We start from the raw sequence: 26,307 nt of genomic DNA, 5'->3' as shown, positions 1-26,307 counted from the left end.
CTTCAGTCGAAAGGGGCATTTTTATTCTTTTTTTAAAACTCTAACTCCATTTGAATTGCTTCTCAATTGCTTTAATCATTTCACTTGCAATATCTTTATTTGTAGCTCCTTCAATCCCCTCTAAACCAGGTGAAGAATTCACCTCCAACAACAAAGGTCCTTTATCCGAACGAATAATATCAACACCTGCTACTTTTAAATTCATCGCTTTAGCTGCCTTGATAGCTATACGTTTTTCTTCTGCGGTAACTTTTATTACAGAAGCAGTACCTCCTAAATGAATATTAGCTCGGAATTCTCCAGGCAAAGCTTCTCTCTGTATAGCAGCAACAACCTTTCCATCAATTACAAAGCAACGAATATCCTTACCATTAGCTTCTTTTATAAATTCTTGCACTAAAATATTAGCGTTCAAACTCTTAAAAGCATTAATTACACTTTCAGCAGCTTTTTTAGTTTCTGCTAACACTACCCCCTTCCCTTGGGTCCCCTCCAATAATTTAATTATCAAAGGGCTTCCTCCAACCATTTTAATTAAATCATTTGTATCAAGTGGAGAATTTGCAAATCCAGTTGTAGGAATATCAACTCCGTTATTTAGTAATAATTGCAGAGAAAATAACTTATCCCTTGACTGAGTGATGGCAGCAGCAGTATTTAAACTAAAAACCTTTAAAGACTCAAAATGACGAGTTAATGCACAACCATAATAAGTCATACTTGGTCTAATTCGTGGAATAACAGCATCAAAATCATTCAATACACGTCCACCTCTATAATGTATTTCAGGTTGATTTGCATCCAACTTCATGTAGCAATACTTCAAATTCAGGAAATGCATCTCATGTCCTCTCAGCTCCCCTGCTTCAATAATTCTTTTATTACTATATAATTCAGGATTACTTGCTAAAACTCCAATTCGTAAACCCTTTTTTTCGACAGAAGAAGAATTGTAATATTCTTTAAGTTTTTCTGTAGTAGGTTGACCTAGTAAAAAATGTTGCTCTGGATCTACCAACACCCTACCACTCATTGCTTCTCTTCCTAACAACATACGGTATCCCATAGAGTCCCTATTAGTAAGAGTAACCTCTACTTCCCATTGATTACCTCCTAAATCAAGAACGGTTTGAATAACATAACGTGATTCACGCGATCCACTTGAGCTTTTAACGATGCGCTTATCAACCATTTTAGCCTCACAGTGCTTAATCGTCTTTCCATTATTTTGCAATGGATTCACATCAAATTTCAACCACTTTTCCCCATCTTTCTCAAAAGGAACTATATTAACTGCATGTAAAGCAGAAGTTTTCGCACCCGAATCAACACGAGCCTTCATGGTAGGAATACCTAGTGAAGGGAAAGAGCACCACTCTTCACTTCCAACAATAACCTTTTCTAACATTTCAATTGTTTTACGAAACTAAAATAGTACTTAAAACAATATGAAAAATAAAAATTATAATTAATTTACAAATTCTTAAAACACATAAAAAAACCTACTAATTAGTAGGTTTTTTTGCAGTTGTAACTCTTATTATTAAAGATTCCTTATCATCACTCAAAGACATTTCAATCTCGTCTCCTGCTTGAATCTTAGCATTTACAATCTCCTCTGCTAAAGGGTCTTCTATATACTTTTGAATAGCCCTTTTTAAAGGTCTTGCTCCATATTGCTTGTCAAATCCTTTATCTGCTATAAAGTCTTTTGCCTCATCTTTCAAGATAAGATGATATTCTAGTTCTTCTAAACGTTTATAAAGTTTTTCTAACTCAATATCAATAATCTTATGGATATCATCTTTTTCCAAAGCATTAAACACAACAATATCATCAATTCTATTTAAGAATTCTGGTGCAAATGCCTTCTTAAGCGCGTTTTCAATTACTGACTTAGAATACTCATTTGATTGATCTTTCTTCGTCTGTGTTCCAAATCCAACACCTTGCCCAAAATCTTTTAATTGTCTCGAACCAATGTTTGAAGTCATAATAATAATAGTATTCCTAAAATCAACTTTTCGACCTAAACTATCTGTTAAATGACCATCGTCTAACACCTGTAACATCATATTAAAGACATCTGGATGAGCCTTTTCTATCTCATCTAAAAGAATAACACTATAAGGTTTCCTACGGATTTTCTCTGTCAATTGCCCTCCTTCTTCATAACCTACATACCCTGGAGGAGCCCCTACTAATCTAGATACCGCAAATTTCTCCATAAACTCACTCATATCAATACGCACCAACGCATCCTCTGAGTCAAACATCTCCTTAGCTATTACTTTTGCTAATTGTGTTTTCCCAACTCCTGTTTGTCCAAGAAAAATAAACGAACCTATCGGTTTATTTGGATCCTTCAAACCAGTACGATTACGCTGAATAGCTTTAGCAATTTTGTTTACAGCATCACTTTGCCCTATCACTTTACCTTTAATTTGTTCAGGTAGTTTCGACAATTTAGTGATTTCTTTTTGTGCAATTTTATTCAACGGTATACCAGTCATCATAGAAACAACATCAGCAACATCTTCCTCCGTAACAACTATTCTATTATTCTTAGAATCTTCTTCCCATTTCTCTTGAGCTATCGCTAAATCGTTTTCAACCTTTTTCTCAGTATCCCTTAAATGTGCTGCCTCCTCATACTTTTGCTTCTTGACCATCTCATTCTTATCTTCACGCACTTGCTCCAGTTTTGCTTCAAGTTCTAAAACTTCTTTAGGAACGTTTATATTAGTAATATGCACACGAGAACCCACTTCATCTAAAGCATCAATAGCCTTATCTGGTAAGAATCGATCACTCATATATCTATTAGTTAACTTAACACATGCCTCAATAGCTTCATCTGTATAGGTAACACTATGATGGTCTTCATATTTATTTTTAATATTATTTAGAATAATAATTGTTTCGTCAACTGATGTTGGTTCTACAATTACTTTCTGAAAACGTCTTTCTAATGCACCGTCTTTTTCAATATGTTGTCTAAACTCATCAAGTGTAGTTGCTCCAATACATTGAATCTCTCCTCTTGCTAATGCAGGTTTAAACATATTAGAAGCATCTAATGAACCGGTAGCTCCTCCTGCCCCAACAATGGTATGGATCTCATCAATGAACAAAATGATATCATCATTTTTCTCCAATTCATTCATAACGGCTTTCATCCTTTCTTCAAATTGTCCTCTATATTTTGTTCCTGCAACTAAACTAGCTAAATCTAGAGTTACAACTCGCTTATTGAACAAAATCCTAGAAACTTTCTTCTGAATGATTCGTAGAGCCAAACCTTCGGCAATAGCAGATTTACCAACACCTGGCTCACCTATTAAAAGTGGATTATTTTTCTTTCTTCTACTTAGGATTTGTGAAACACGTTCAATTTCCTTTTCTCTTCCTACCACAGGATCTAACTTACCGTTTTCGGCCATTTCTGTTAAATCTCTTCCAAAATTATCTAAAACCGGAGTCTTAGATTTTTTAGTTGTTTTAGAAGCAGAACCACCGTCTAAACTGTCACGATTACTGTCATTTTGTCGTGACTCTTCAAAAGTTTCAGCTTTAGGAGTCTCAAAAAACTCATCTAATTCTTCTTGTGAATCATCACCAATTAGACTCATAAATTCTTCTTTTACGACATCGTAGTCAACTTTCAATTTATTTAAAACCTGAGCAGTTGGATCATCGTCATTTTTTAATATACACAACAATAAGTGCCCTGTGTTTATAGCAGTGTTTTTAAAAACTTTCGCTTCTAAAAAGGTCATTCTCAACGCTCTTTCAGCTTGCTTTGTTAAGTGTAATGTACTTTTATTGTTAAGTAAATCCTTTCCATGTTGAGAAGGATTAAGATTTTCAATTTTACTTCTAAGAAAATCAATATCGATATCTAAATTATTTAAGATGGTGAATGCTTCACCTTGATCTACTCGTATTAAGCCTAATAAAAGGTGTTCCGTTCCTATAAAGTCATGACCCAAGCGCAAGGCTTCATCTTTACTGAAATTGATCACGTCTTTTACATTTTGTGAAAAGTTATCGTCCATTTCTAAATCTTTTAATAGGTGAATATTATTATATGTGGTGTAAATTGCAAAAAGCATACCTAACTTCAAAAAAGTAGTATATAGCTAATTGACAAAAAATAAATGAGAAACAAAAATATTCCCAATACTTTTTCAAGACTGTTTTAATTTAAATTGTTAATAAAAACGGGAAATATAAACGAATTAATAGTTCAAAAAAGTAGTATAATACGTATATTAGCACGTTTTATATTTTGACAATTTAAATTTATATACTTATGTCTGAAGGAGAAAAGTTAATTCCCATTAACATAGAGGAGCAGATGAAATCGGCTTATATCGACTACTCCATGTCGGTAATTGTTTCTAGAGCGCTTCCCGATGTTAGAGATGGCTTAAAACCTGTTCATCGAAGAGTATTATTTGGTATGCACGAGTTAGGACTACTGTCCAATAGAGCTCATAAAAAATCAGCGAGAATTGTTGGAGAAGTACTTGGTAAATATCACCCTCACGGTGACACCTCAGTATATGACGCAATGGTTCGTATGGCTCAAGATTGGAGCTTACGTTATTTACTTGTTGATGGACAAGGTAACTTTGGTTCTGTAGATGGTGATAGTCCAGCTGCTATGCGTTATACTGAAGCAAGAATGAAAAAGATTTCTGAAGAAATTCTTGCTGACCTTGAAAAAGAAACCGTAGATTTTCAATTGAACTTTGATGACTCTTTAGAGGAACCGAAAGTTATGCCTACAAAAATACCGAATCTATTAATTAATGGAGCTTCAGGTATTGCAGTTGGTATGGCTACTAACATGGCACCTCACAACCTAACCGAAGTTATTGACGGTACACTTGCATATATCGACAACAATGACATTGAAATCGATGAATTAATTAATTATATTAAAGCACCCGACTTCCCTACAGGAGGAATCATTTATGGCTATGAAGGAGTGCGCGAGGCATTCAAAACTGGTAGAGGTCGTGTAGTAATGAGAGCTAAAACAGCTTTCGAAGAAGTTGATGGTCGTGAATGCATTATTGTTACTGAGATTCCATATCAAGTAAACAAAGCAGAAATGATTAAAAAAACTGCTGAAGCTGTTAACGATAAAAAAATAGAAGGTATTGCAACTATTCGTGACGAGTCGGATAGAAAAGGAATGAGAATTGTTTATATTCTTAAACGTGACGCAGTACCTAACGTAGTTTTAAACACCCTTTTCAAATACACGCAACTTCAAACTTCTTTCAGCGTTAACAATATCGCTTTAGTAAACGGAAGACCTGAAATGCTTAATTTAAAAGATTTGATCCTTCACTTTGTAAACCACCGACATGAAGTGGTTACTAGACGTGCTGAATTCGAATTAAGAAAAGCAGAAGAACGCGCACATATCTTAGAAGGTTTAATTATTGCATCTGATAATATAGATGAAGTAATTGCATTAATCAGAGGTTCTAAAAATGCGGATGAAGCTAGAGCCAAATTAATAGAACGATTTGGTTTATCTGAGATTCAAGCTAGAGCAATTGTTGAGATGCGTTTGCGTCAATTAACAGGACTAGAGCAAGACAAACTTCGTAATGAGTATGAAGAAATAATGAAATTAATTACTCACTTAAAAGAGTTGTTAGCAAGCAAGGAATTGCGTATGAACTTAATTAAGGAAGAGTTAGTTGAAATTAGAGATAAATACGGAGATGAACGTCGTTCAGTTATTGAATACGCTGGTGGAGATGTAAGTATTGAGGATTTAATTGCAGATGAACAAGTTGTAATTACAATTTCTCATGCAGGTTACATTAAAAGAACTCCACTTTCAGAATACAAAACACAAAACCGTGGTGGTGTAGGGCAAAAGTCTGCAGGAACAAGAGACCTAGACTTCCTAGAGCACATGTATGTTGCTACTAATCATCAATATATGTTATTCTTCACTCAAAAAGGTAAGTGTTATTGGATGCGCGTTTACGAGATTCCAGAAGGATCAAAAACAAGTAAAGGTAGAGCTATTCAAAACTTAATCAACATTGAAAATGATGATAAAGTTAAAGCCTTTATATGTACCCAAGACTTAAAAGATGAAGAATACATCAATAGTCAATACGTTATTATGGCTACCAAAAAGGGACAAGTTAAGAAAACTCCTCTAGAGCAATATTCACGTCCAAGATTAAACGGTATTAACGCCATTACTATTAGAGAAGAAGATGAGTTACTAGAAGCGAAATTAACAGATGGTAATTCTAAAGTTTTAATTGCTCTTAAATCTGGTAAACTAGTTCGTTTCGATGAAGGTAAAACACGTCCTATGGGTAGAACTGCATCAGGTGTAAGAGGTATTACACTTGCTGACGAACAAGATGAAGTAATAGGCATGGTTTCTGTTAATGATATGAGTAGTGAAATCTTAGTTGTATCTGAAAAAGGTTACGGAAAAAGATCTTCACTTGATGAGTATAGAGAGACTAACCGTGGTGGAAAAGGTGTAAAAACCATGAACATTACTGAGAAAACAGGTCTTTTAGTATCAATCAATGCAGTAACAGATGCTGACGATTTAATGATTATCAATAAATCTGGCTTAACAATTCGTATGAAAATATCAGACCTACGTGTAATGGGCCGTGCTACACAAGGTGTGAAATTAATCAATATTAAGGGGAATGATTCTATTGCTGCAGTAGCAAAAGTAATGAAAGATGATGAAGAAGAAGTAGAATATGAAGAAGTAGATATCAATAATCTTGATGAAGATTTAGAAACAACTGACAACGATATTGAAGATACTGAAACAACTGAAGATACTGAAACACAAGAATAGAACTATAATAACTAATTAAATTTTGAAAAATGAATAAGAGATATGTCTTATTGCTTTCAGCTTTATTTACTACAAGCTTTTCGATTGCTCAAAAAGCAGAACTAAAAGATGCTGAAAAAGCAATTAAAAAAGGAAGTATTTCAGAAGCTAAAGCAGCTCTTAACAAAGTAGAAGCTTTACTTCCTAATGCTAGCAACGAACAGAAAATTCAATACTATTTTCTGAACGGTAATTTAGCAGTAGAAGAAATTAGAAAAAACCAAAACTTTGATGCCAACGTTGAAAACGTTATGAAATCATACAATAAACTATTTGAGCTTGATAAAAATGCAAATAGTAAGTATGTTAAACAAGCAACTGAGGAATTAAAAGAAGTTTCGCAACAAGTAATCAATAAAGGGGTTGAAGATAACAATGCTTCAAACTATAAAGGAGCAACCAAACGCTTTACACAAGCTTTTGAATTGAATCCACAAGACACCCTTTATTTATATTATGCAGCATCTACCGCTATCAATTCTAAAGAGTATGATACTGCTATTAAACACTATAAAACACTCCTAGATTTAAACTTTAAAGGAAACGATTCGTATTATACCGCTACGGAAAAGGCTTCTGGACAAGTACAAAGTTTTGGTAAAGATTCAAAAATGCGTGACCTAATGGTTAAACAAGGTACACATACTGATCCTAAACTTGTAAAAGAAGAATCTAAACGTCCTGAAATCATTAAAAATTTAGCTTTAATATATTACCAAGAAGGTAAAATGGATCAAGCAGAATCTTTAATTGGTGATGCTCGTAAAGCAAATCCAGACGATATGAACTTGCTATTAACTCAGATGGATATCTATTTGAAATCAAATAACATGGGAAAATATGAAGAGTTAGCAAAAGAGGCTTTAACAAAAAATCCTAATGATGATGTGTTATTGTATAATTTAGGTGTTACTAGTTACCAAGCAGGTAAATACGATGCAGCTAAAGAATATTACACCAAAGCAATTGCAATTAACCCTAAGTCAGAAAATGCTTATTTAAATCTTGCTATTTTAAAATTACAACCAGACGAAGCAATCACAAACAAAATGAACAGTTTAGGTATGTCTTCTGCGGATAACAAGAAATATGATGAGCTTAAAAAGCAAAAGAATGTTATCTATAGAGATGCAATGACAGATCTTGAAAAAGTTCTTTCAATTAATCCTAATAATCAAGAAGCAAAAAGCACTTTATTAGGCATTTATAGAGCACTTGAAATGACTGCTAAAGCGAATGAATTAGAATCTAAATAATTGAATAATTATTGATAAACCTTTTAATAAAGGCTAATCAATAAATAAGATTGAAATGGTAAAATTGTAAGTGTATACACTTTCGATTTTGCCATTTTTTGTTTTCCTAAAATTCATGATATTCCATATGCTTTTTAAATACTTGAAATATTTTGCAGCCATCATAATAGATAATTCTAGTAATATGTCAGTATAACCACCCTTCCCTATCCAAACTCCTATATTGAATAGCTTCACCGATGTGATGAGACTGTATCGTCTCTGAAGCCTCTAAATCCGCAATAGTCCTAGCGACCTTTAGTATCCTATCATATGCTCTTCCAGATAAATTTAATTTAGTCATAGCCATCTTCAATAACTCCAAAGACTCTGAATCTAATACACAATACTTTCTTAATAGAGATGTATTTAATTGCGCATTATAATGTATACCCTTATAGTTTTCAAAACGAAGAGATTGAATTAACCTAGCAGCAACTACTCTTTTCTTTATAGAATCACTGTTCTCAGCCAAAGCGGCCTTTGACAATGATTCAAAAGGTAATGGACTTACTTCCACATGCATATCAATTCGATCTAATAAAGGTCCAGATATTTTCCCTAAATATCGGTCCATATCTGCTTTACTGGTTGTTCTAGATGAATCTGCATCATTAAAGTATCCATTAGGACTTGGATTCATACTAGCTACAAGCATAAAAGAAGAAGGATAAGTAATTGTAAAACGAGCTCGAGCAATGGTAACTTCTCTATCTTCTAAAGGTTGTCTCATCACTTCTAAAACCTCCCTTTTAAATTCAGGTAATTCATCGAGAAATAAAACACCATTATGCGCTAAAGATATCTCACCTGGTTGAGGATAACTCCCCCCTCCTACTAATGAAACACTTGAAGCTGTATGATGTGGACTTCTAAATGGGCGATTCTTCATTAAAGACAAATCCTTCACTTTACCTACAACACTATGTATTTTCGTTGTTTCTAATGCCTCTTCTACACTCATTGGAGGTAAAATACTAGGTAGTCGCTTTGCGATCATTGTTTTACCTGAACCAGGTGGGCCAATTAATAAAATATTATGCCCACCAGCCGCTGCAACCTCCATACATCTCTTCACAATATTTTGCCCTTTTACATCCTTATAATCAAGTTCCATAGAATCTTTAGCAAGCACTCCAAGACTTAAAGCTACGTCAATAGTAGTTGGTTCAATTTCAATAATTCCTTCAAAAAACTCTATAACTTCTTTAATATTTCTAACTCCATATACATTTATTCCTTCAACCAAAGCAGCTTCCATTGAGTTTTGAATTGGAAGAATAACTCCTTTAAATCCATCTTCCTTAGCTTTCATTGTAATAGGTAAAGCACCTTTTATAGGCTGTAGACTACCATCTAGAGATAATTCCCCCATAATCACATAAGAACCAATAGTGGGAGCCTTTATCTGTTCAGAAGCCTGTAAAACACCCATAGCAATGGTTAAATCGTATGCAGAACCCTCTTTTCTCAAATCAGCTGGTGCCATATTCACAGTAATTTTTCTATTAGGAAAACGATATCCCACATTTTTAAGCGCAGCTGCAATTCTATAACTACTTTCCTTAACAGCATTATCGGGTAATCCTACCAAATAGAAGTTTACACCTTGATCTATATATACTTCAACCGTAATTGTAACAGCTTCTATTCCCAAAACTGCACTACCATAAATCTTTGATAACATATACTATTAATTTATATTAAAAATAACGAATATTGTTCAATAAATCATTTTTTTGATTCTTTAAATCAATGAACTTAAGTTAAACGTTTGAGTATAGACGTATTTTAACAATATATTATGTGGAACACATCCCCGATTCGGGAAACTTTATTAGTTAATAACTACAGCAACCACAAAAACATAATTAATTAATAATCAGCGCATTAATGTCGTTGTCGTTGTTTTTTATACGATTGGCATTATGATTGGAATAATCTATCATAGAAGATAATTCTCCTTTACTAATTACAAAAACAAGAATAATGATAACAAGAAAGAAAAACCTGCTGGTTGCATTTGCCTCCTTACTGATGATTGGAACACTTGTATTGGCAAACAGCTGTAACATCAGTACTAAAAAACCTGTAGACCCAAAAGAAAATGCACTTGCTTTACCTGTTATAAAAATCGATACTGCTACTGCAATAACCGTAAAAGATTATATTGGAACCATCGAAGGTAAAGTCAACGTAGAGATTAGACCACAAGTGGAGGGAATATTAGATGAAATTTATGTAGATGAGGGTGCTTTTGTAAAAGAAGGACAACCTCTATTTAAAATAAACCCACAACCTTACCAAGAAAAATTAAACAACGAGATAGCTACAGAAAACGTTGAAAAGGCTAAATTAAAAAATGCTCAGCTAGAAATAGATAGACTTAAACCCCTAATTGACAATGAGGTGATAGCCGAAGTACAATTAGAAACTGCTAAATCTAATTATGAAATTGCCAAAGCTTCCCTAGCTAAGGCTTCTGCTTCAGTAGCAAGTGCGAAAATTAGCTTAGAATACACCATAATCAAAGCGCCTGTTAGCGGTTATATTGGTAGAATTCCCAAACGTATTGGAAACCTCGTAGCTAAGAACGATAGTCAGCCAATGACTGTTTTATCTGATGTTAGTGATGTGTATGTTTATTTTGGTATGAGTGAGTCTGATTTTCTATACTTCACAAAATCAAATCAAAAATTAGACACTTCTAAAACTAATGATTCAAATCAAAATTTACCAAAAGTCACCCTTATACTTGCAGATGGACACGAATACACCGAAAGAGGTGTAGTAGATGCAATTAATGGCCAAGTAAACAGAAATACAGGAGCAATTTCTTTACGTGCAACTTTTCCTAACTCACAAGATGTCATGCGCTCAGGAAATTCAGGAACTGTAAAATTACAAGAAACAAAACACAACGTGATATTAGTTCCACAAGTTGCAACAACATCTATTCAAGACAAAACCTTCGTATACTTATTAGACAATGAAAGCAAAGTAAAACTACAGTCTATTTCTATTGAGGGTGTTTCTGGCACTAACTATATAGTTACAGAAGGATTAAAACGAGGTGATATAATAATTAAAACAGGTTTTGACAAATTAACTGAAGGAATGTATGTTAAGCCAATGAACTAAGTTCAATCCTATACATTAAACTATGATAAAATCAATTATACAGCGTCCCATATTAGCAACGGTAATCTCTATTATGTTTTTGCTTTTAGGATTAGTGGGTTTAACCCTATTACCGATTACACGTTTTCCCGAGATAGCCCCACCAAGTGTAACAGTTTCTACCTCCTATCCTGGAGCTAGTGCTGAAACAGTAGCACAAAGCGTTTTACTACCAATTGAAGAAGCAATTAATGGGGTCGACAATATGACCTATATAACCTCAAAAGCGAGTAATAGTGGTTCAGGAACAATAAGCATTTTCTTTGAAGCAGGAACCGATCCTGACCAAGCTGCTGTAAACGTACAAAACAGAGTAACAAAAGCTGCAAGTCAAATACCTTCTGAAGTCAATGAATCAGGTATTTCTGTAAGTCCTAGACAGAGTGGTAATATTATGACCATTAATTTTTACAGCGATCATCCTGAAGAAATTTACGACGAAACGTTTTTACAAGCATATACTCAGATTAATATCAACCGTGAATTACTCCGTGTTCCAGGAGTAGCGGCAGTAAGCCGAGTTGGAGCTCGTGATTACTCAATGCGTACGTGGTTAAACCCGGAGAAACTAGCTTTGTATGACCTAGTCCCTCAAGACGTGATTAGTGCAATTAAAGACCAAAACTTTGAAATTGCACCTGGAAAATTTGGGGAAACATCAGATGAAGTATTCGAAACTGCATTAAAACATAGAGGTAGATTTAATCTACCTGAAGAATTCGAAAGCATAGTAATTAAAACCAATAAAGATGGTTCAGTACTATATCTTAAAGACATAGCAAGGGTTGAGTTTGGAGCATCTAATTTAGGAAGTGACAACAGCGTAAACGGCTTTCCTGGTTTGACAATGAACATAACTCAAACGAGTGGTTCAAATGCTAGAGATATTGATATTGCAATAAGAGAAGTCTTAGAACGTGTATCTAAATCCTTTCCTGACGGAATTAAATATGATATTAGCTACTCAGTAAAAGATCAAATAGACGAATCAATTAATCAAGTTAGAAGTACTTTGTTTGAGGCCTTTTTCTTGGTTTTCATCATCGTTTACATCTTTTTACAAGATTTCAGATCAACAATTATTCCGGTTGTAGCAATTCCTGTATCGTTATTGGGTACCTTATTCTTTATTTACCTTTTAGGTTTTTCAATTAATGTATTAACCATGTTTGCCTTGGTACTAGCCATTGGAATTGTTGTTGATGATGCTATAGTCGTCGTCGAAGCAATACATGAGAAGATGCATCAAACTGGAATGAAAGCTAAAGAAGCTACAGTTTCTGCTATGAGTGAAATCACAAGGGCTATTTTATCAATAACTCTTGTTATGGCAGCTGTATTTTTACCAGTAGGTTTTATGCAAGGGCCAGCAGGTTTATTTTATAAACAATTTGCTTATACATTAGCAATTGCCATTCTAATTTCAGCTATTAATGCATTGACTCTAAGTCCTGCTTTGTGTGCTCTATTTTTAAAGCATGAACATCATGAAGAAGATTTTGTTAAGGCTCCGATGGGAAAATTAGAAAGTTTAAAAGCTCGCTTTTTCTTTTCCTTCAACACAGCCTTTGATAGCTTTACAACAAGATATGTAACCTCTATAACAAAACTCATCAAAAACAGTAAATATTCCTTATTAGGATTAATTGCTATTATAGGATTAGGAGTGTTGTTAATTTACAAAACACCTTCTAGTTTTATTCCTACAGAAGATGATAGCTTTATTACTTATTCTTTGGCCATGCCTCCAGGCGCTTCTTTAGCTAGAACTAAAGTTGTATTAGCACAAGCTGACAGTATCCTGAAGTTAAGAACTGATATTGAAGGCATGACCGCAATATCTGGATATAATGCAATTGACGCCAATGCAAGTCCTTCTTTTGCTGTTGGATATATCAATTTAAAACCATACAAAGAAAGAGGAGAAGAAAAAAATATTAACAAAATCATCACTGAAATTCACAAAGACCTTTCTGTATTAAACGATGCATCCTTTAATGTGTTTCCAAGACCAACAGTTCAAGGTTTTGGAGATTTTAGTGGACTAGAATTTGTTTTGCAAGACAGAATGGGAAGTGGTTTTGAAGAATTTAGTGCAACCGCAGATACGCTTATCAGAAAATTGAATCAGCGTGAAGAGATTGAACATGCTTTTACATCTTTCAAAGCAAATTTTCCACAGTATTTGTTAGAGATCGATTATATCAAAGCGAAATCTTTAGGTGTAAGTGTAAAAGATCTAATGACCACTATTAAAAATTATTACGGTAGAGTTCAAGCTGGTGATTTCACTCGATTTGGAAGAACCTATAGAGTATATATGCAAGCAGATGTAGATTATAGAAACGACCCACAATCCTTCAACTCAATTTTTGTTAAGAATAAAAATGGTGAAATGTTACCTGCAAACACTTTAGTGAAATTAAGGAAAGTATTAGGTCCAGAAACGGTTACTCGATACAATTTATACAATGCTATTTCGATAAAGGCAACACCCGCAGAAGGATATAGTACAGGAGATGCTCTAAAGGTAGTTGAAGAAGTAGCTTCTACCCTACCAGGTAACTATTCTTATGAGTTTACGGGAATGTCATTAGAAGAAAAAACATCAGGAAATCAAGCAATATTAATTTTCGGACTTAGTATACTTTTTGTTTACTTCTTGTTATCTGCTCAATACGAAAGTTATTTATTACCATTAGCTATTCTACTTTCGGTACCTACTGGGTTATTAGGAGTTTTTGTTTTTATTAATATTGTCGGTTTACAAAACAACATTTATGTTCAAGTTGGACTAATTATGTTAATTGGACTTTTAGCCAAAAATGCTATATTAATTGTAGAATTTGGTCTACAACAAAGAAAATTGGGACGCTCTATATTTGACGCTGCCATAGAAGGAGCTAAGATGAGATTAAGACCAATTCTTATGACTTCTTTTGCATTTGTTGCAGGATTGATCCCCTTGATGTGGACCGTTGGTCCTTCTGCTCAAGGAAACCATTCCATTAGTTTTAGCGCAGCGGGAGGTATGTTATTTGGTGTAACTATAGGTATATTTATTATCCCTGTACTATTTTTTGTATTCCAATCCATTGACGAAAAATTGAAAGCAAAGTTTACTAACGATTAAACATTGATTATGAATAAATTAAAAACAATCTCTATATCATCAATTAGTGCTACCACACTAACATTATTGTTACTTAACTCTTGTGCTCCACAATCTAATTACAAAGCAGTGGAATTTGAAATCCCCACTTCTTATAGATTTCAAACTGAAGCTAGTTTACAAGATTCTGTAGGTATTTCTGACATAAGTTGGAAAGCTTTTTTTTCCGATGAAGGTTTAACAGCACTCATTCAAAAAGGACTCGACCATAATTTTGATATGCAAAATGCAATAAAAAATATTGAAATTGCTAATCAAAAACTAAAACAAGCAAAAGTAGCCTGGCTACCGTCAATTTCTTTAGATGCTGCTAATGTAGCTTATCAATGGCGTTCAGATAATTATTACGGTACACCCTCTTCAAACTATTATAAGGATAAAGGCAGCGATGCACCAAGTAGTATGTATGTTAACTCAGCACAGTATATATCAGGTCTAGACTTAAGTTGGGAAGTCGATATTTGGGGAAAAATTAAAAGTCAAAGTGCTCAAACCTTAGCTATTTACCTCCAAACACATGAAGCTAAAAAAGCTATACAAACCGAATTAATAGCCAAAATAGCAGAAGGATACTATAACTTATTGCTTTTAGATGCTCAAATGGAAGTAGCAAGAACGAATTACGAACTAACAGAAAATACTTTAAAAATAGTTCAGTTACAACGAGATGCAGGACAAATTACTTCTTTAGCGATACAACAAACACGTTCTCAAATGCTCGTAGCTAAAGCATTAATCCCCTCTTTAAAACAACAAATAGCAGTTCAAGAAAATGCACTATCATTATTAACAGGTCAATTACCCACGCAAATAGAAAGAGATACTAAACTAGCAGATGTAAAATATGAAGAATCACTTAGCACAGGTGTACCTTTATATATGGTGGGATCACGCCCTGATGTTCGTGAAGCTGAGTTAGAGTTAAAAATAAAAAATGCAAACGTTGGAGTAACTCAAGTCAGTAGATATCCTTCCCTCACAATAGATTTATCAGGAGGAGTTAACAGTATGTTATCAGGAAACTGGTTTTCAATTCCAGGTTCATTATTCGGAAGCTTAGTAGGAGGATTAACTCAACCTATATTTAAAAACAGAAAACTTAAAACAGCCTATGAAATCGCCAAGTTAGAACGAACACAGGCAGAAATTGATTTTCAAAAAACGGTCTATACTGCTATAAATGATGTAACAGATGCTTTGATAGTATTGGAATCATTGAATGAACAACTTGATATAGCGGAAGAACAAGTAAGTACATCAAGATTAGGAATAAAACAATCTAACTTACTTTTCAATAGTGGCTATGCTACCTATTTGGAAATTATAAACACACAAAGAGTGGCTTTAGAAAGTGAACTAAACCTAAACAAATTGAAACAAAACAAATTACTTGCCAGAATTAAGCTATACAAGTCTCTTGGAGGTGGTTGGCAATAGATATAACTAAACAAATAATTTATTTTACGCAATTACTAACACTAACTTATTGTTTAAATAAGAATTCTATATATTATAAATCATAATGTTTTTTTTGTTCCTAATAATAATCGAGAATACAACACTAAAACACAAGTATTAAATAAATCATTATTTAGAAATAAATCTACACTATGAAAAACAATAAAATCGAAATAATAAGAATCTATTATACTTTTAGTAACAGCTCTAGAGAGCTAAGAAATAGATTTCTCAGACTTTAAAGGAAAAAAACATAGTTTATTGAATTTAGTAAAAATATTATTCAAAAAGAAGTAACATATTATCGACTTAGTGTAAGTTTGCAGTTCAAATTAAATTGAGATGCTATATCAGAACGTTTTTATTGAATTTTATGAGCAAGTAATATCGAGTATTAACGATGGTACTTTTGCAAAACTTACATTAGCCAAAACAATTGGGGATACTGAACTTAAAAACATTTATGTTCGTCTTCATATTTTAGAAAATGGAGGATACAACTTTGCTCTTACTTCTCGATACAAAACAGAAGAAGTCGAAAACTTCTATTCTAGTGATGAGCTTTTTAATGTTTTGAGTTCTTATATTAAGAATCCATTTTTAACTTTTTTATTATTCACGACCGAGAGGGATTTGACCTTTAAAGTAAATAAGAAAAATGCAGGAAGTATAATCCAACAGGAACCAACATTTAAAAATGCCTCCCCAGTAATGTTAGAAATGATTCAAAAGGGAATTATAAAACTATAAGTTGTTTTTTTTAAAGTCTTCTAATACAATATTTTAAGGGCACAACTTAAATAAGATTAAACTATCTAAATATTGAAAAAATATTTCTGTGAGACTTCTCAAAAACCATAGACTAGACGAAGAGAACAATTGCCATTTATAAAATTGATTGATAAATATTTAGTTGACGAGATGTGAGACTTATTGTTTTAGACTTCCGAATATTTTGTACATTTGGGTTATGAATCAAGTAAGATTGGTTGACAATATAGTACATGAATTAGTTTAATTTAACACTCAGAGACATTGAGTAAAGTAAAGACATTATTTTTCGTTGTTAATTTCTGTTTTCTGTCATTAAGTTGCTTTGCACAATCGGAAAGTATTAATACAGACCGTCCTGACCAAAGTGATGGAGTTAACACAATATCTAAGAATAAGTTTCAGATTGAAAACGGAATAACCATATCAAAAGAAACGATATTAAATAACTTTATGTTGCGATTTGGAGTAAGCAATTCAACTGAATTACGCTTATTAGCTGATTTTGGAAAAGAAAACAACATAAGAGGTCTTAAGCCACTAACTCTAAGCATTAAACAAAAACTAATTGAGCAAAATAGAATAATTCCTGCCATTTCGCTAGTTGGGTATGCCTCAGTTAATAGATTAGCTAGTAAAAGCTTTCAAGAAGATGGTATGTCCACATTGCTAAAAATAGCTTTTGAAAACGAACTGTCTGAAAAATTCTCACTTGGATACAATATTGGTTTCTTGGATGACTTTGACGATTTAAGTTTATCATCAGGATTGTCCTATGCTCCAAACGAAACTATTTCAACGTTTATCGAATATTTTTCAACCTTAGACGAATTTGAACAAGAACATAACATTGATGCAGGTATTTTAATTATACTAATCCCTACACTACAAATAGATTTTGCTTTGGGACATGCTCTATTTACAGAAGAAGATCGCTTTTTTACTACTTTAGGAATATCCTATATGTTATAACTCCGTAGTAATAAAATTGCATATAAAGAATTAGTACTTTCAAAAACCACAAAACTCGTGATGTTTTTTGTTTAGAATAAATTCGCCGTCTTTACAACATTTCTAGATATCATCTTTAAATTTACTGAAACTCCCTCTTGGTTTATCACCTTTAAAAAGGATAATTTTAGAATGTAAAAACTTTGCAGCACTAGCAGAATCTTTAACTTTAATAGCACTCCGAGAAAGCATTTCTTCTTCATAATTAGATAATACACTTTTTCGAATTCCAACATCTCTCCAATTGGAGGAATTACATCCTTTTGAAATACCCCGAGCCAATGATAAAGCGTCTAATAGTGCTTGGTTGGCACCTTGACCTTTAAATGGGCTCATAGGATGAGCAGCATCACCGAGAAGGGTAACTTGTTTACTACACTTTAATAGTGCTGGATTTAATAGTGTTCTATCATAAACAGGATATCCAGAAATCTGATTTTCGGTAGTAGCTTCTAGTATTTGAGGGATAGGACTATGCCATTGAGTTCTACGACAAGCTTCTTCTTTTAGAACTTTAGGCCCTTGTAAACTCAAATTCTTAGCCTTTTCTTCTGATATTGGAAAACTAAGTTGCCACATCACAGAGTCAACTGAATAAGGCATTATATAAATTCGTTCTTGTCCATTGGTAGTTTGAAACACAGTAGCAGAATCAAGCAAAGAACTTTTTATATCTTCTAAAGCACTCAACGAACATATTCCCAATATAACCATGCAGTCTAAATACCGTAATGAATCAACACTATCTCCAAACAACAACCTTCTTACTGAGCTACGGATTCCATCCGCACCAACTAAAAGATTCGTTTTATTATACTTGATTTCTCCGTTAACTATAAACTTTAAAATAATATTATCATTCTCCGCTTCTTCAAAATCTACTAATTGATGCCCCCATTTAACAGATTCATTTCCTTCAAGTTGCTGTAAAAGAACAGAGCGCAATGATTGTCTTGCAATATGTACATTAGATCTTTTTGAAGTCAAATTTGAATCTGATGATACCCATCTTCTCATACCCCACTCTCCAATGACTTCGCCTTCTGAATTATGAACAATATGTTTTGTTGAGACAACTCCATCTTTCAGTGAAAAAATTCCAAAGCCTTCAATGGCTCTACTAGCTTGTTGCAAAGTGAGTCCATAGCCCTGAGACCTAGCATTGAAGTTTTTATCGCGTTCATAAAGAGTGAAAGGAATACCGCGATGAAAACAAGCAACAGCAAGAGCCACTCCACCTATACCTCCACCAATAATTGAAACATGAGGGAATTTTTCTTTTTCAACTTTGGGAGGAGTGTCGGATTTAATTAAACCGGACCCATTACATATATTACATGAATACACCTCACCTACTGGTCGATTAGGGATTTCACTTTCGCCTTTTGTTTTTTCAAATTCACAATATGCTAATTGATAACTTAGACGGACTTTCTTACTTATTCTTCGTCTTTTTATTCCTTGTCCTTGACATTCCTTACAAATACACCAGTACTTTTTCTCATGACTTCCTTCTTTCACTCCTTTTCCTTATTTAACTTCGAAATACTATGTGCAAAATTAATCATTCTCTTGTTATATTAAATAAATAACCTCATTGTATTCTAAATGGTTATATAGTATAGCAATGACAACCTGCATTTTATTATTTTATAATAAATAATACTGTTTCAAATTATCTTCAAAACTAACAAAATTCACTCAAAGTGATAATTCTTATCTTTTAACCAATTCGGAGCCATACTTACTTTCTTCAATCATTTTTTAATCCCTATGTAAAGAAACATTTGTTTTATATAATAACATAGAACTCATACTGGCAGAACTACTATTAACTTTCTTTCGTTTATCATTGTGAATAGTATTAAACTCTTTCCTCCTACTATACCATACTAACATTCCAACATATCACCGATGTGTTTCCCATTGTTATCCTAGTAAAAATCGCTCACACACCGCTAGCATTACGGCCACAACTGGCTAACATTACCCTTACACCTAGAGGGAGACTAGGGGTTGACTAGAGGGAGCTATGAACTAAGACGACCTAATTGGTATAGAATAGCTTAAAAAGCAGTAATCTTTTTTGAAAACTTATTAAAAAGCTATTTAAAGTACTTAAAGATATTCATCAAAAAAACTTATAAAAAAAGGTTGTTAATTTCTTAACAACCCTCTTCGCTATAAAAACTGACTAACCTAATATATAGCACCTTTACAAAATTCAATTTTCAAATTATCTACCTATTAATTTGTACCCAACCAGTACGAGTAGAATTACGCGAAATAATCATATAATAATAAGTTCCATCTGGAAGTTTACTTCCATTTTTATCTTGACCATGCCATTCATTCGTATAACCATTTCCAAAGCTAAATACCTCGGCTCCCCAACGATTGAAAATCTTGATACTTTCTACTCCATGAACACTCAAATCAAATACATCATTAACACCATCACCGTTCGGAGATAATCCTTTCTGAATTGGACATTCTGTATAAGTTATAGTAAAACTACTTTCATCTACACATATTGAATCCTCTGAGCTCGCATAAACATAAATTGTTTGACCTTTAATCAATTCCATTCCAGGATATAATTCAACTCCTCCTCCATTGGGTTGTGTGAAATATTTATTAAAAGGCGGCAATACATCTAAAACATATAATTCACAATCATATTCCGCATCTTCAAAAACAGCAGCTACAACCGGAGCAACAATAGACACCGTATATGAAACTTCTTCAAAACACCCAGCTTCATTATTTAGTTGTAATACATAAATCGTGTAATCTCCCGGAACATCTAATGTCTCACCCGATTCATATTCGAGGCCTTTCCCTTCTGATGCAGAATAATATGACTGATTGTCTTTTAAATCTGGAAACACATAAGTTGCACAAACCTTTATATCTGCTACTTTTTCTGGTAACTCTCCTGCTTCAACCACAATAGATAAATCAAAAATTTCGAAACATCCCGTTTCCACACTCTCAACTCTAACAAATAAGTTTTGATTCATAGGTTCTTTACCTAAGTCAAAAGCATCTGGTGTTAACAAGGCTTCTTCATTTAAACGAGCATTCTCTTCCTTACCGAAATAAGATACATTAAACAATTCTCTGTCTAATCCTTTGAATATGTCCTCTTCAATTTGAGTTAATGCAATTTTCAACGACTTTAGAGATTTATGACAAACCACAATATCTCCAGGTTCACCCAAAATATCCTTTAGAGATGGAAAAAACTCAACTTTTATAGATCCTGAAGACTCGCAATTCATATCAGAAAACATAACCTTAACCATATATTCCCCCGCCTCTTTTACCTCTAGATCAGGTGTGTTTTCACCAGGTATTATTTTTCCGTCTTTATACCACTCTATAACCATTTTAAGTTCATCTGATTCAACAATTCCAGATTTTATAATCGTTGACCCTCCATGACATACAGCATTATTATCTTCAACCAATAAATCACTTCCCAAATCAATTGCACCTAAATCAAAACTACCTGCTTTGAAAAATACAGCTGAATTTGATTGTGTAAAAATTGAGAACTCAACTAAAGCCATTTTTATATTGTATTTACGACCTGGCTTCACATATGTTTTTTGAGATTTCATTGGAACTGTAAATCCAACAAAATCAATAGGTGCTTCAGTAGCATCATCTAGTGCCTTTCTGAGAATAAAATCATAATGCTTCCAATAATATTCCGGATTAACACTTTCACAAGGAACCTTAGACTTTTCAGAATCTCTAATAGTATTTATCCCAATTGGTACATTGGTATCAGGTATCATCGCAATATTTTGTTGTTCACCCGTAACTTGATCTGTCAACAATACAACAAACATCGATCCCGCTTCACAAGCTAATGAACTACCTGGATAATAATTATTTGAAGCAAACAAATATTCAAATTCAATAGAATCTTTTACTGGTGTAAAATCAAACTGTAATTGAGTAACCAATTTATCTTGAAATGGTCCACCACCTATATTATCAATCGCATCATTAATTTCTTTATCTCCTTGCCATCTTTTTGAAGTGTTTCCTCTATAAACAAAATATCCGTTATAAGGTCCTGGAATATATTCAACTTCAGAAGAAGAAAGAACAATTCCTTCTTCAAAAGGAAAAATAGACTTTGCTTTGTTAAAATAGCCAATTGTATTCACTGCTTGACTTAATGGTTTTCCATCGCCATTTTTATAATTAATATTGGAAACTAAATCACAATTAGACTTTACAAACACATCTTTCACCAATTCCTCCAAAGTATATTTTTCACCAATAGGACTCACTTCAATCGGTGCAGGAACAGTTATACACAATTTATAATAAAAATCTTCTTGCAAATTAGGATCATCCCATATACCGAGACGAATATAATATTTTTTCCCTGGGATAAGATTTTCAAAAACTATAAAATTCTTTATAGCTCCTGCGTTATAATATGTCGGTTCAAAACATTCCAAGGCTGTAGACGTAAGAGAACTACAATCTCCATCGTATAAAGCACCATATATTTGTCCATTATAATTTCGATCCAAAAACTTCAACATATGCTTAGCTGATGCTGTAGCTGTAAATTCAAACCACACATCTTTGGCTAAATACCCTCCTTGATTACAATTTGGTTCGGGAACAGTTGACACCGTGGCACCCGTTAAAGTAAATGGTACAGTTTCTATACACTCGATACCATCATTTATAGGAATCTTAATAGCACTACTACAATCATCATTCGAAACTTTTGTACCTCCATTAGATGGAGTTGAGTAATCACTCCATTCCAGATTATCTTCACACTTAGCTCTCACGTAAACACTATACATATGTCCCGATTTAAGGCCAGTAACGATTGTATTTGGGCTTCCTTTGACCGATATTGTTTTTACGGGTGCTGCAGTTTCATCTTCTCCAAAATAAACAACCAACACCTCCCATTCATCACTTCCGCCTATTTCTTGCTGCCATGAGACATCCAATGTAGTTAATGTTGGATTACTAATATCAACATTATAGGGTTCAGGACAGGTTTCTATTTTCTTTAAAATAACATTATCTAATCCAACTCCAAATTCTTTTGCGTGCCAAGCTATATTAATTTCATCGTTAATTCCATTTAAAAACAACACCTCTTCCTTATATCCATCATTTGTATACTTTTTCATAGGTGATAAACTAGTAGTAAAATCAGATACAGCTCCCCCTTTGCTCGATAATAACACCTCAAATTCTCCTCCTGAATTGGAAGTTCTATAATGATATTTTAAAATATATTTACTACCATCAAGTTTAAAAGTTGGAGAAATCAACCATGTATTTGTCGTACCACTAAGCATACTTTGATCCCCTTCAAATATAGCTCCATAGCTTAAATCTTTTATATCCCAAAGTCTTCCATCCTCACCTGTCCAGCAATTGATAGTCTCTGAATTAGTATTAAAACCCTCCCAAAAAGGCGGTGTATAAATATCACATGAAGTTCTAAATAAATGTGGACCATCCCAAATACTATATTCCCCGTTTTTACAAACTGTTCGAACGTAAACCTCATATTCAAAATTGGGTAGTAAAACCGACCCGTTATTATCTTTGGTCACCGTATTGATTTTTGAACTTGTTAAAAATCCAGCAGTTAGAGGTTTAGTCCCAGAAACTTTCTGAATATAATATTCCCATTTTGTTGCTCCAAAATCATCTGTCCAAGAAATTGTTGCTTCATTGGATTCGATATCATCAATAAGAATATTCAAGGGATCTGGACATCCTGTTACCTCTTCCACAAAAACATTATCTATAAAAACGCCAATACTTCCTTGACCTTTCAAGTGCCATGCTAAATTTACATTTCCAGACAAATTTTCAATAAACACTTTCTTCTCTTTATATGAGACCGAAGCTAAAGATTCATCTTTAACTATCTTATGTGTAAAATCACTTGATTTTACACCACTGTTAGACCCCAAAACTTCTAAGGTATTTTCAGGATTGTTTAATGCACCCCTATAATGATATTTTAATCTATAAATTTTGTTATTTTCAAAAAGTATTTCAGGGCTAATTAACCAGTCATCATTTACTTTAACTGGATCATAAGATGTAAATGTCATTGCCTCATCACCTTCATACTGATTCTTTTGTAATGAAAATGTTTTTCCCCAAGCTTGATTTCCTGGATAGGATGTTCCATCTCCATTAGAATCTACAATATTCCAACATCTCATCGTTTTGGAATTTGAATTAAATCCTTCCCAAAAAGGTGTTTTAAAAGTTCCACAAGCTGTCCAAAAGCGGAACTGAACCCAATCACTTTCATCTCCATTAGAGCAATTGCTTTTAATATAAAAAACATATTCTGTGTTGGATTCTAATGAGTCTCCATTCTTGTCTTGTTTTAAAACAACTTCTTTTTGATTTGTAGTAGTTCCTGATTTTGGAACACCATATGTTCCAGCTTTTTGCACTGCATATTCCCATTTTGTACCTATATTATCAGTCCAATAAACAGTAGCACTAGTACCCTCTTCATCCTTTACTCCTAAATTAAAAGGTTCTGGACAACTAACTTCTTCAAAAAACACATTATCAAGTATTAGATTATTTCCACCTTTATCTGACTCTATCTTCCACGCCAAATTCACTTCTCCACCTACTCCTGAAATAATAGTTGCTTCTTCAACCCATACGTCGGAATTTAAAGTACGAGTATGAAGAGTCGTTTTAAAATCTGATTTAGATATTCCTTCATTAGATAACATTACCTTGTACTTTATACCCGTACCTTCAAACATAAAGACCTTAGTGTGATATTTTAATCTATAATATTTAGTGGCATCTAGGTTAAAAGTTGGTGAGATTAGCCAATCATCATGTTCTCCTTCTTCAGGCGCAAAACAAATAGCTTGATCTCCTTCATATTCAATTGGATTAATAGGAAATAATACTGGAGGTGGTGTTTGTATCAATTTCCAAATATTGGTAAAAAATACACCTCTGTAAACATTCGGTCTTTGATCGAAGTCTCGTATTGTCCAACATTCGAAAGTCGTTGAATCCGTATTGAATCCCTCCCAAAAGGGTAATCCTATTGGATTACACTGTGTTCTGAAAATAACTGGACCTATCCAAGGACTATACTTATTCGTACCGCAGTTACCCCTAACATAAAATTCATATTCTGTATTAGGTTGCAAATTAACTCCACCTGTACCAGAAGTTTTAGAAAATGTCACATTCTTACTGTTAGAAAGAGTTCCCGAACCAGTTGGCACTCCTCCTCCCGAATTATTTACGTAATACTCCCAACTTGTATTTCCATTATCCTCCCAGCTAAAATCGGCACTAGATGTTGTTACATCTACTAAAAAAGCATCACTTGGAGGGATACAATTAATTTCTTCTATACTAACCTTATCTATATAAAGTTGAGTTAACATATTTGATTTTATATGCCATCCTATATTCACATTACCTCCAATATTTTTTATAAATACCATCTTTTTTATATAAGATGTATTTGTATATTTTTCCATTGGAAGTAAAATATTAGTGAATTTTTCTACATCAACTCCTTCCGTAGATAAAGCTATCTCAAATTGATTTTCATGATAGGAAGCGAAAGAAGGATCCAAAAGTTGAGTTTTAAAATAAAAGGTCAAGGCATATATTTTGGTATTACCAAAGGTTACTGTAGGAGAAATTAACCAATCATCGTGTCCTAGGTTAAAACCACAATCAAAAAACATAACCCTATCTCCTTCATAAGTACTCTTATCATGGTTCTTCCATATCATTTCGCCATTCAATGATGTAGCATCATTTGCAACATCGATTATTGTCCAACAATTAATAGTAGGTGAGTTACTATTAAATCCTTCGGTAAACGGTAAACTTTTAGGTAAACAAGTTGTTTTAAAACTTACAGGTCCGCTCCACGAACTAAACTTTTTGCTAGAACAAACTGTTCTTACATAAAATTCATATTCAGTGTCAGGTAATAATATATTCCCATTACTATCTTTCGTAATGATTACTTCATTAGTATTACTAACTGTACCAGATCCAGTAGGTGTAACACTTGCATAATTAACAACATAGTACTCCCAAGATGAATCTGTATTTGCATCCCAATAAATGGTAGCTTGAGTAGTTTGAATACTCTTTGTATTCAAATTTATAGGTGTAGAGCAATCATCTAAAAATGTATTTGTCCGGACAGAGTATTCTTCCAATATATTTTGGAAATGAAAATCTTTGATTGATTCATTTAAATTAAATACTCTTGTTGAACCATAAATTCCTACACATAACAAGGCTAATAGGTACACAATTTTTTTTCTCATCACATTTGTCTGTTAATTAATATCGTAGCTTTAAAGTGATTTTCACTGTAATTGCTAAAAACAAAACTAATGATGAAATGTTAATTTATGTAATTATTAACAATAGACAAATCATAGTCACTCAATAGTCTAAACACTTCTAATATTCAAAAC

At 33.3% G+C, this 26,307-nt stretch carries 12 protein-coding genes; 7 read left to right on the top strand and 5 right to left on the bottom strand.

All coding sequences use genetic code 11. The features are described 5' to 3' along the window. Nucleotides 1-40: 40 nt before the first annotated feature. Together rimK and BM024_RS01130 are read right to left on the bottom strand one after the other, a co-directional pair. The gene (gene rimK, locus BM024_RS01135) at nucleotides 41-1,408 is read right to left on the bottom strand and encodes a 30S ribosomal protein S6--L-glutamate ligase (protein WP_090677613.1); all 1,368 of its coding nucleotides are present in this window, start codon (nucleotides 1,406-1,408) and stop codon (nucleotides 41-43) included. A 97-nt stretch (nucleotides 1,409-1,505) separates the two neighbouring features. Next, nucleotides 1,506-4,058, bottom strand: coding sequence for an ATP-dependent Clp protease ATP-binding subunit (locus BM024_RS01130; protein ID WP_090677773.1), 2,553 nt, complete (start codon nucleotides 4,056-4,058; stop codon nucleotides 1,506-1,508). A gap of 257 nt (nucleotides 4,059-4,315) precedes the next feature. Between BM024_RS01130 and gyrA the strand changes: the two genes are divergently transcribed. Then, entirely contained in the window at nucleotides 4,316-6,871 is a 2,556-nt protein-coding gene (gene gyrA, locus BM024_RS01125) for a DNA gyrase subunit A (protein ID WP_090677612.1), read from the top strand. A gap of 29 nt (nucleotides 6,872-6,900) precedes the next feature. Continuing rightward, nucleotides 6,901-8,166, top strand: coding sequence for a tetratricopeptide repeat protein (locus BM024_RS01120; protein WP_090677611.1), 1,266 nt, complete (start codon nucleotides 6,901-6,903; stop codon nucleotides 8,164-8,166). Between the two features lie 187 nt (nucleotides 8,167-8,353). Here the strand turns inward: BM024_RS01120 and BM024_RS01115 are convergent, their stop codons facing one another. After that, on the bottom strand, nucleotides 8,354-9,892 hold the full coding sequence (locus BM024_RS01115) for a YifB family Mg chelatase-like AAA ATPase (RefSeq protein ID WP_090677610.1): 1,539 nt from the start codon (nucleotides 9,890-9,892) through the stop codon (nucleotides 8,354-8,356). A 302-nt stretch (nucleotides 9,893-10,194) separates the two neighbouring features. On the opposite strand from BM024_RS01115, the gene BM024_RS01110 reads away from it, so the two are divergent. The 5 genes from BM024_RS01110 (at nucleotide 10,195) to BM024_RS01090 (ending at nucleotide 17,758) form a co-directional block, all read left to right on the top strand. Next, a complete protein-coding gene (locus BM024_RS01110; protein ID WP_090677609.1) occupies nucleotides 10,195-11,346 on the top strand; it encodes an efflux RND transporter periplasmic adaptor subunit in 1,152 nt (383 codons plus the stop codon). Between the two features lie 22 nt (nucleotides 11,347-11,368). After that, a complete protein-coding gene (locus BM024_RS01105; protein WP_090677608.1) occupies nucleotides 11,369-14,518 on the top strand; it encodes an efflux RND transporter permease subunit in 3,150 nt (1,049 codons plus the stop codon). A gap of 9 nt (nucleotides 14,519-14,527) precedes the next feature. Continuing rightward, nucleotides 14,528-15,994, top strand: a complete 1,467-nt coding sequence (locus BM024_RS01100; RefSeq protein WP_090677607.1) for an efflux transporter outer membrane subunit — start codon at nucleotides 14,528-14,530, stop codon at nucleotides 15,992-15,994. A 363-nt stretch (nucleotides 15,995-16,357) separates the two neighbouring features. Further along, entirely contained in the window at nucleotides 16,358-16,765 is a 408-nt protein-coding gene (locus BM024_RS01095) for a hypothetical protein (protein WP_090677606.1), read from the top strand. Nucleotides 16,766-17,050: 285 nt separating this feature from the next. Further along, nucleotides 17,051-17,758 (top strand): transporter, encoded by a 708-nt coding sequence (locus BM024_RS01090; RefSeq protein ID WP_090677605.1) that lies wholly within the window; start codon nucleotides 17,051-17,053, stop codon nucleotides 17,756-17,758. Nucleotides 17,759-17,860: 102 nt separating this feature from the next. Here BM024_RS01090 and BM024_RS01085 read toward each other — a convergent pair whose 3' ends face one another. Beyond that, entirely contained in the window at nucleotides 17,861-19,318 is a 1,458-nt protein-coding gene (locus BM024_RS01085) for an FAD-dependent oxidoreductase (RefSeq protein WP_090677604.1), read from the bottom strand. A 719-nt stretch (nucleotides 19,319-20,037) separates the two neighbouring features. After that, a complete protein-coding gene (locus tag BM024_RS01080; RefSeq protein ID WP_090677603.1) occupies nucleotides 20,038-26,154 on the bottom strand; it encodes a choice-of-anchor J domain-containing protein in 6,117 nt (2,038 codons plus the stop codon). Between the last annotated feature and the right edge of the window lie 153 nt (nucleotides 26,155-26,307).

The sequence above is a fragment of the Myroides guanonis genome (assembly GCF_900114085.1).
In the GTDB taxonomy this organism is placed as follows: Bacteria; Bacteroidota; Bacteroidia; order Flavobacteriales; family Flavobacteriaceae; genus Flavobacterium; species Flavobacterium guanonis.
This window is presented reverse-complemented; position numbering and strand designations above follow the sequence as displayed.

Coding starts and splice junctions, on each gene's coding strand:
- BM024_RS01110 (WP_090677609.1), top strand. CDS start 10,195: ATGATAACAAGAAAGAAAAACCTGCTGGTTGCATTTGCCTCCTTACTG.
- gyrA (WP_090677612.1), top strand. CDS start 4,316: ATGTCTGAAGGAGAAAAGTTAATTCCCATTAACATAGAGGAGCAGATG.
- BM024_RS01095 (WP_090677606.1), top strand. CDS start 16,358: ATGCTATATCAGAACGTTTTTATTGAATTTTATGAGCAAGTAATATCG.
- BM024_RS01115 (WP_090677610.1), bottom strand. CDS start 9,892: ATGTTATCAAAGATTTATGGTAGTGCAGTTTTGGGAATAGAAGCTGTT.
- BM024_RS01120 (WP_090677611.1), top strand. CDS start 6,901: ATGAATAAGAGATATGTCTTATTGCTTTCAGCTTTATTTACTACAAGC.
- BM024_RS01100 (WP_090677607.1), top strand. CDS start 14,528: ATGAATAAATTAAAAACAATCTCTATATCATCAATTAGTGCTACCACA.
- BM024_RS01105 (WP_090677608.1), top strand. CDS start 11,369: ATGATAAAATCAATTATACAGCGTCCCATATTAGCAACGGTAATCTCT.
- rimK (WP_090677613.1), bottom strand. CDS start 1,408: ATGTTAGAAAAGGTTATTGTTGGAAGTGAAGAGTGGTGCTCTTTCCCT.
- BM024_RS01130 (WP_090677773.1), bottom strand. CDS start 4,058: ATGGACGATAACTTTTCACAAAATGTAAAAGACGTGATCAATTTCAGT.
- BM024_RS01080 (WP_090677603.1), bottom strand. CDS start 26,154: ATGAGAAAAAAAATTGTGTACCTATTAGCCTTGTTATGTGTAGGAATT.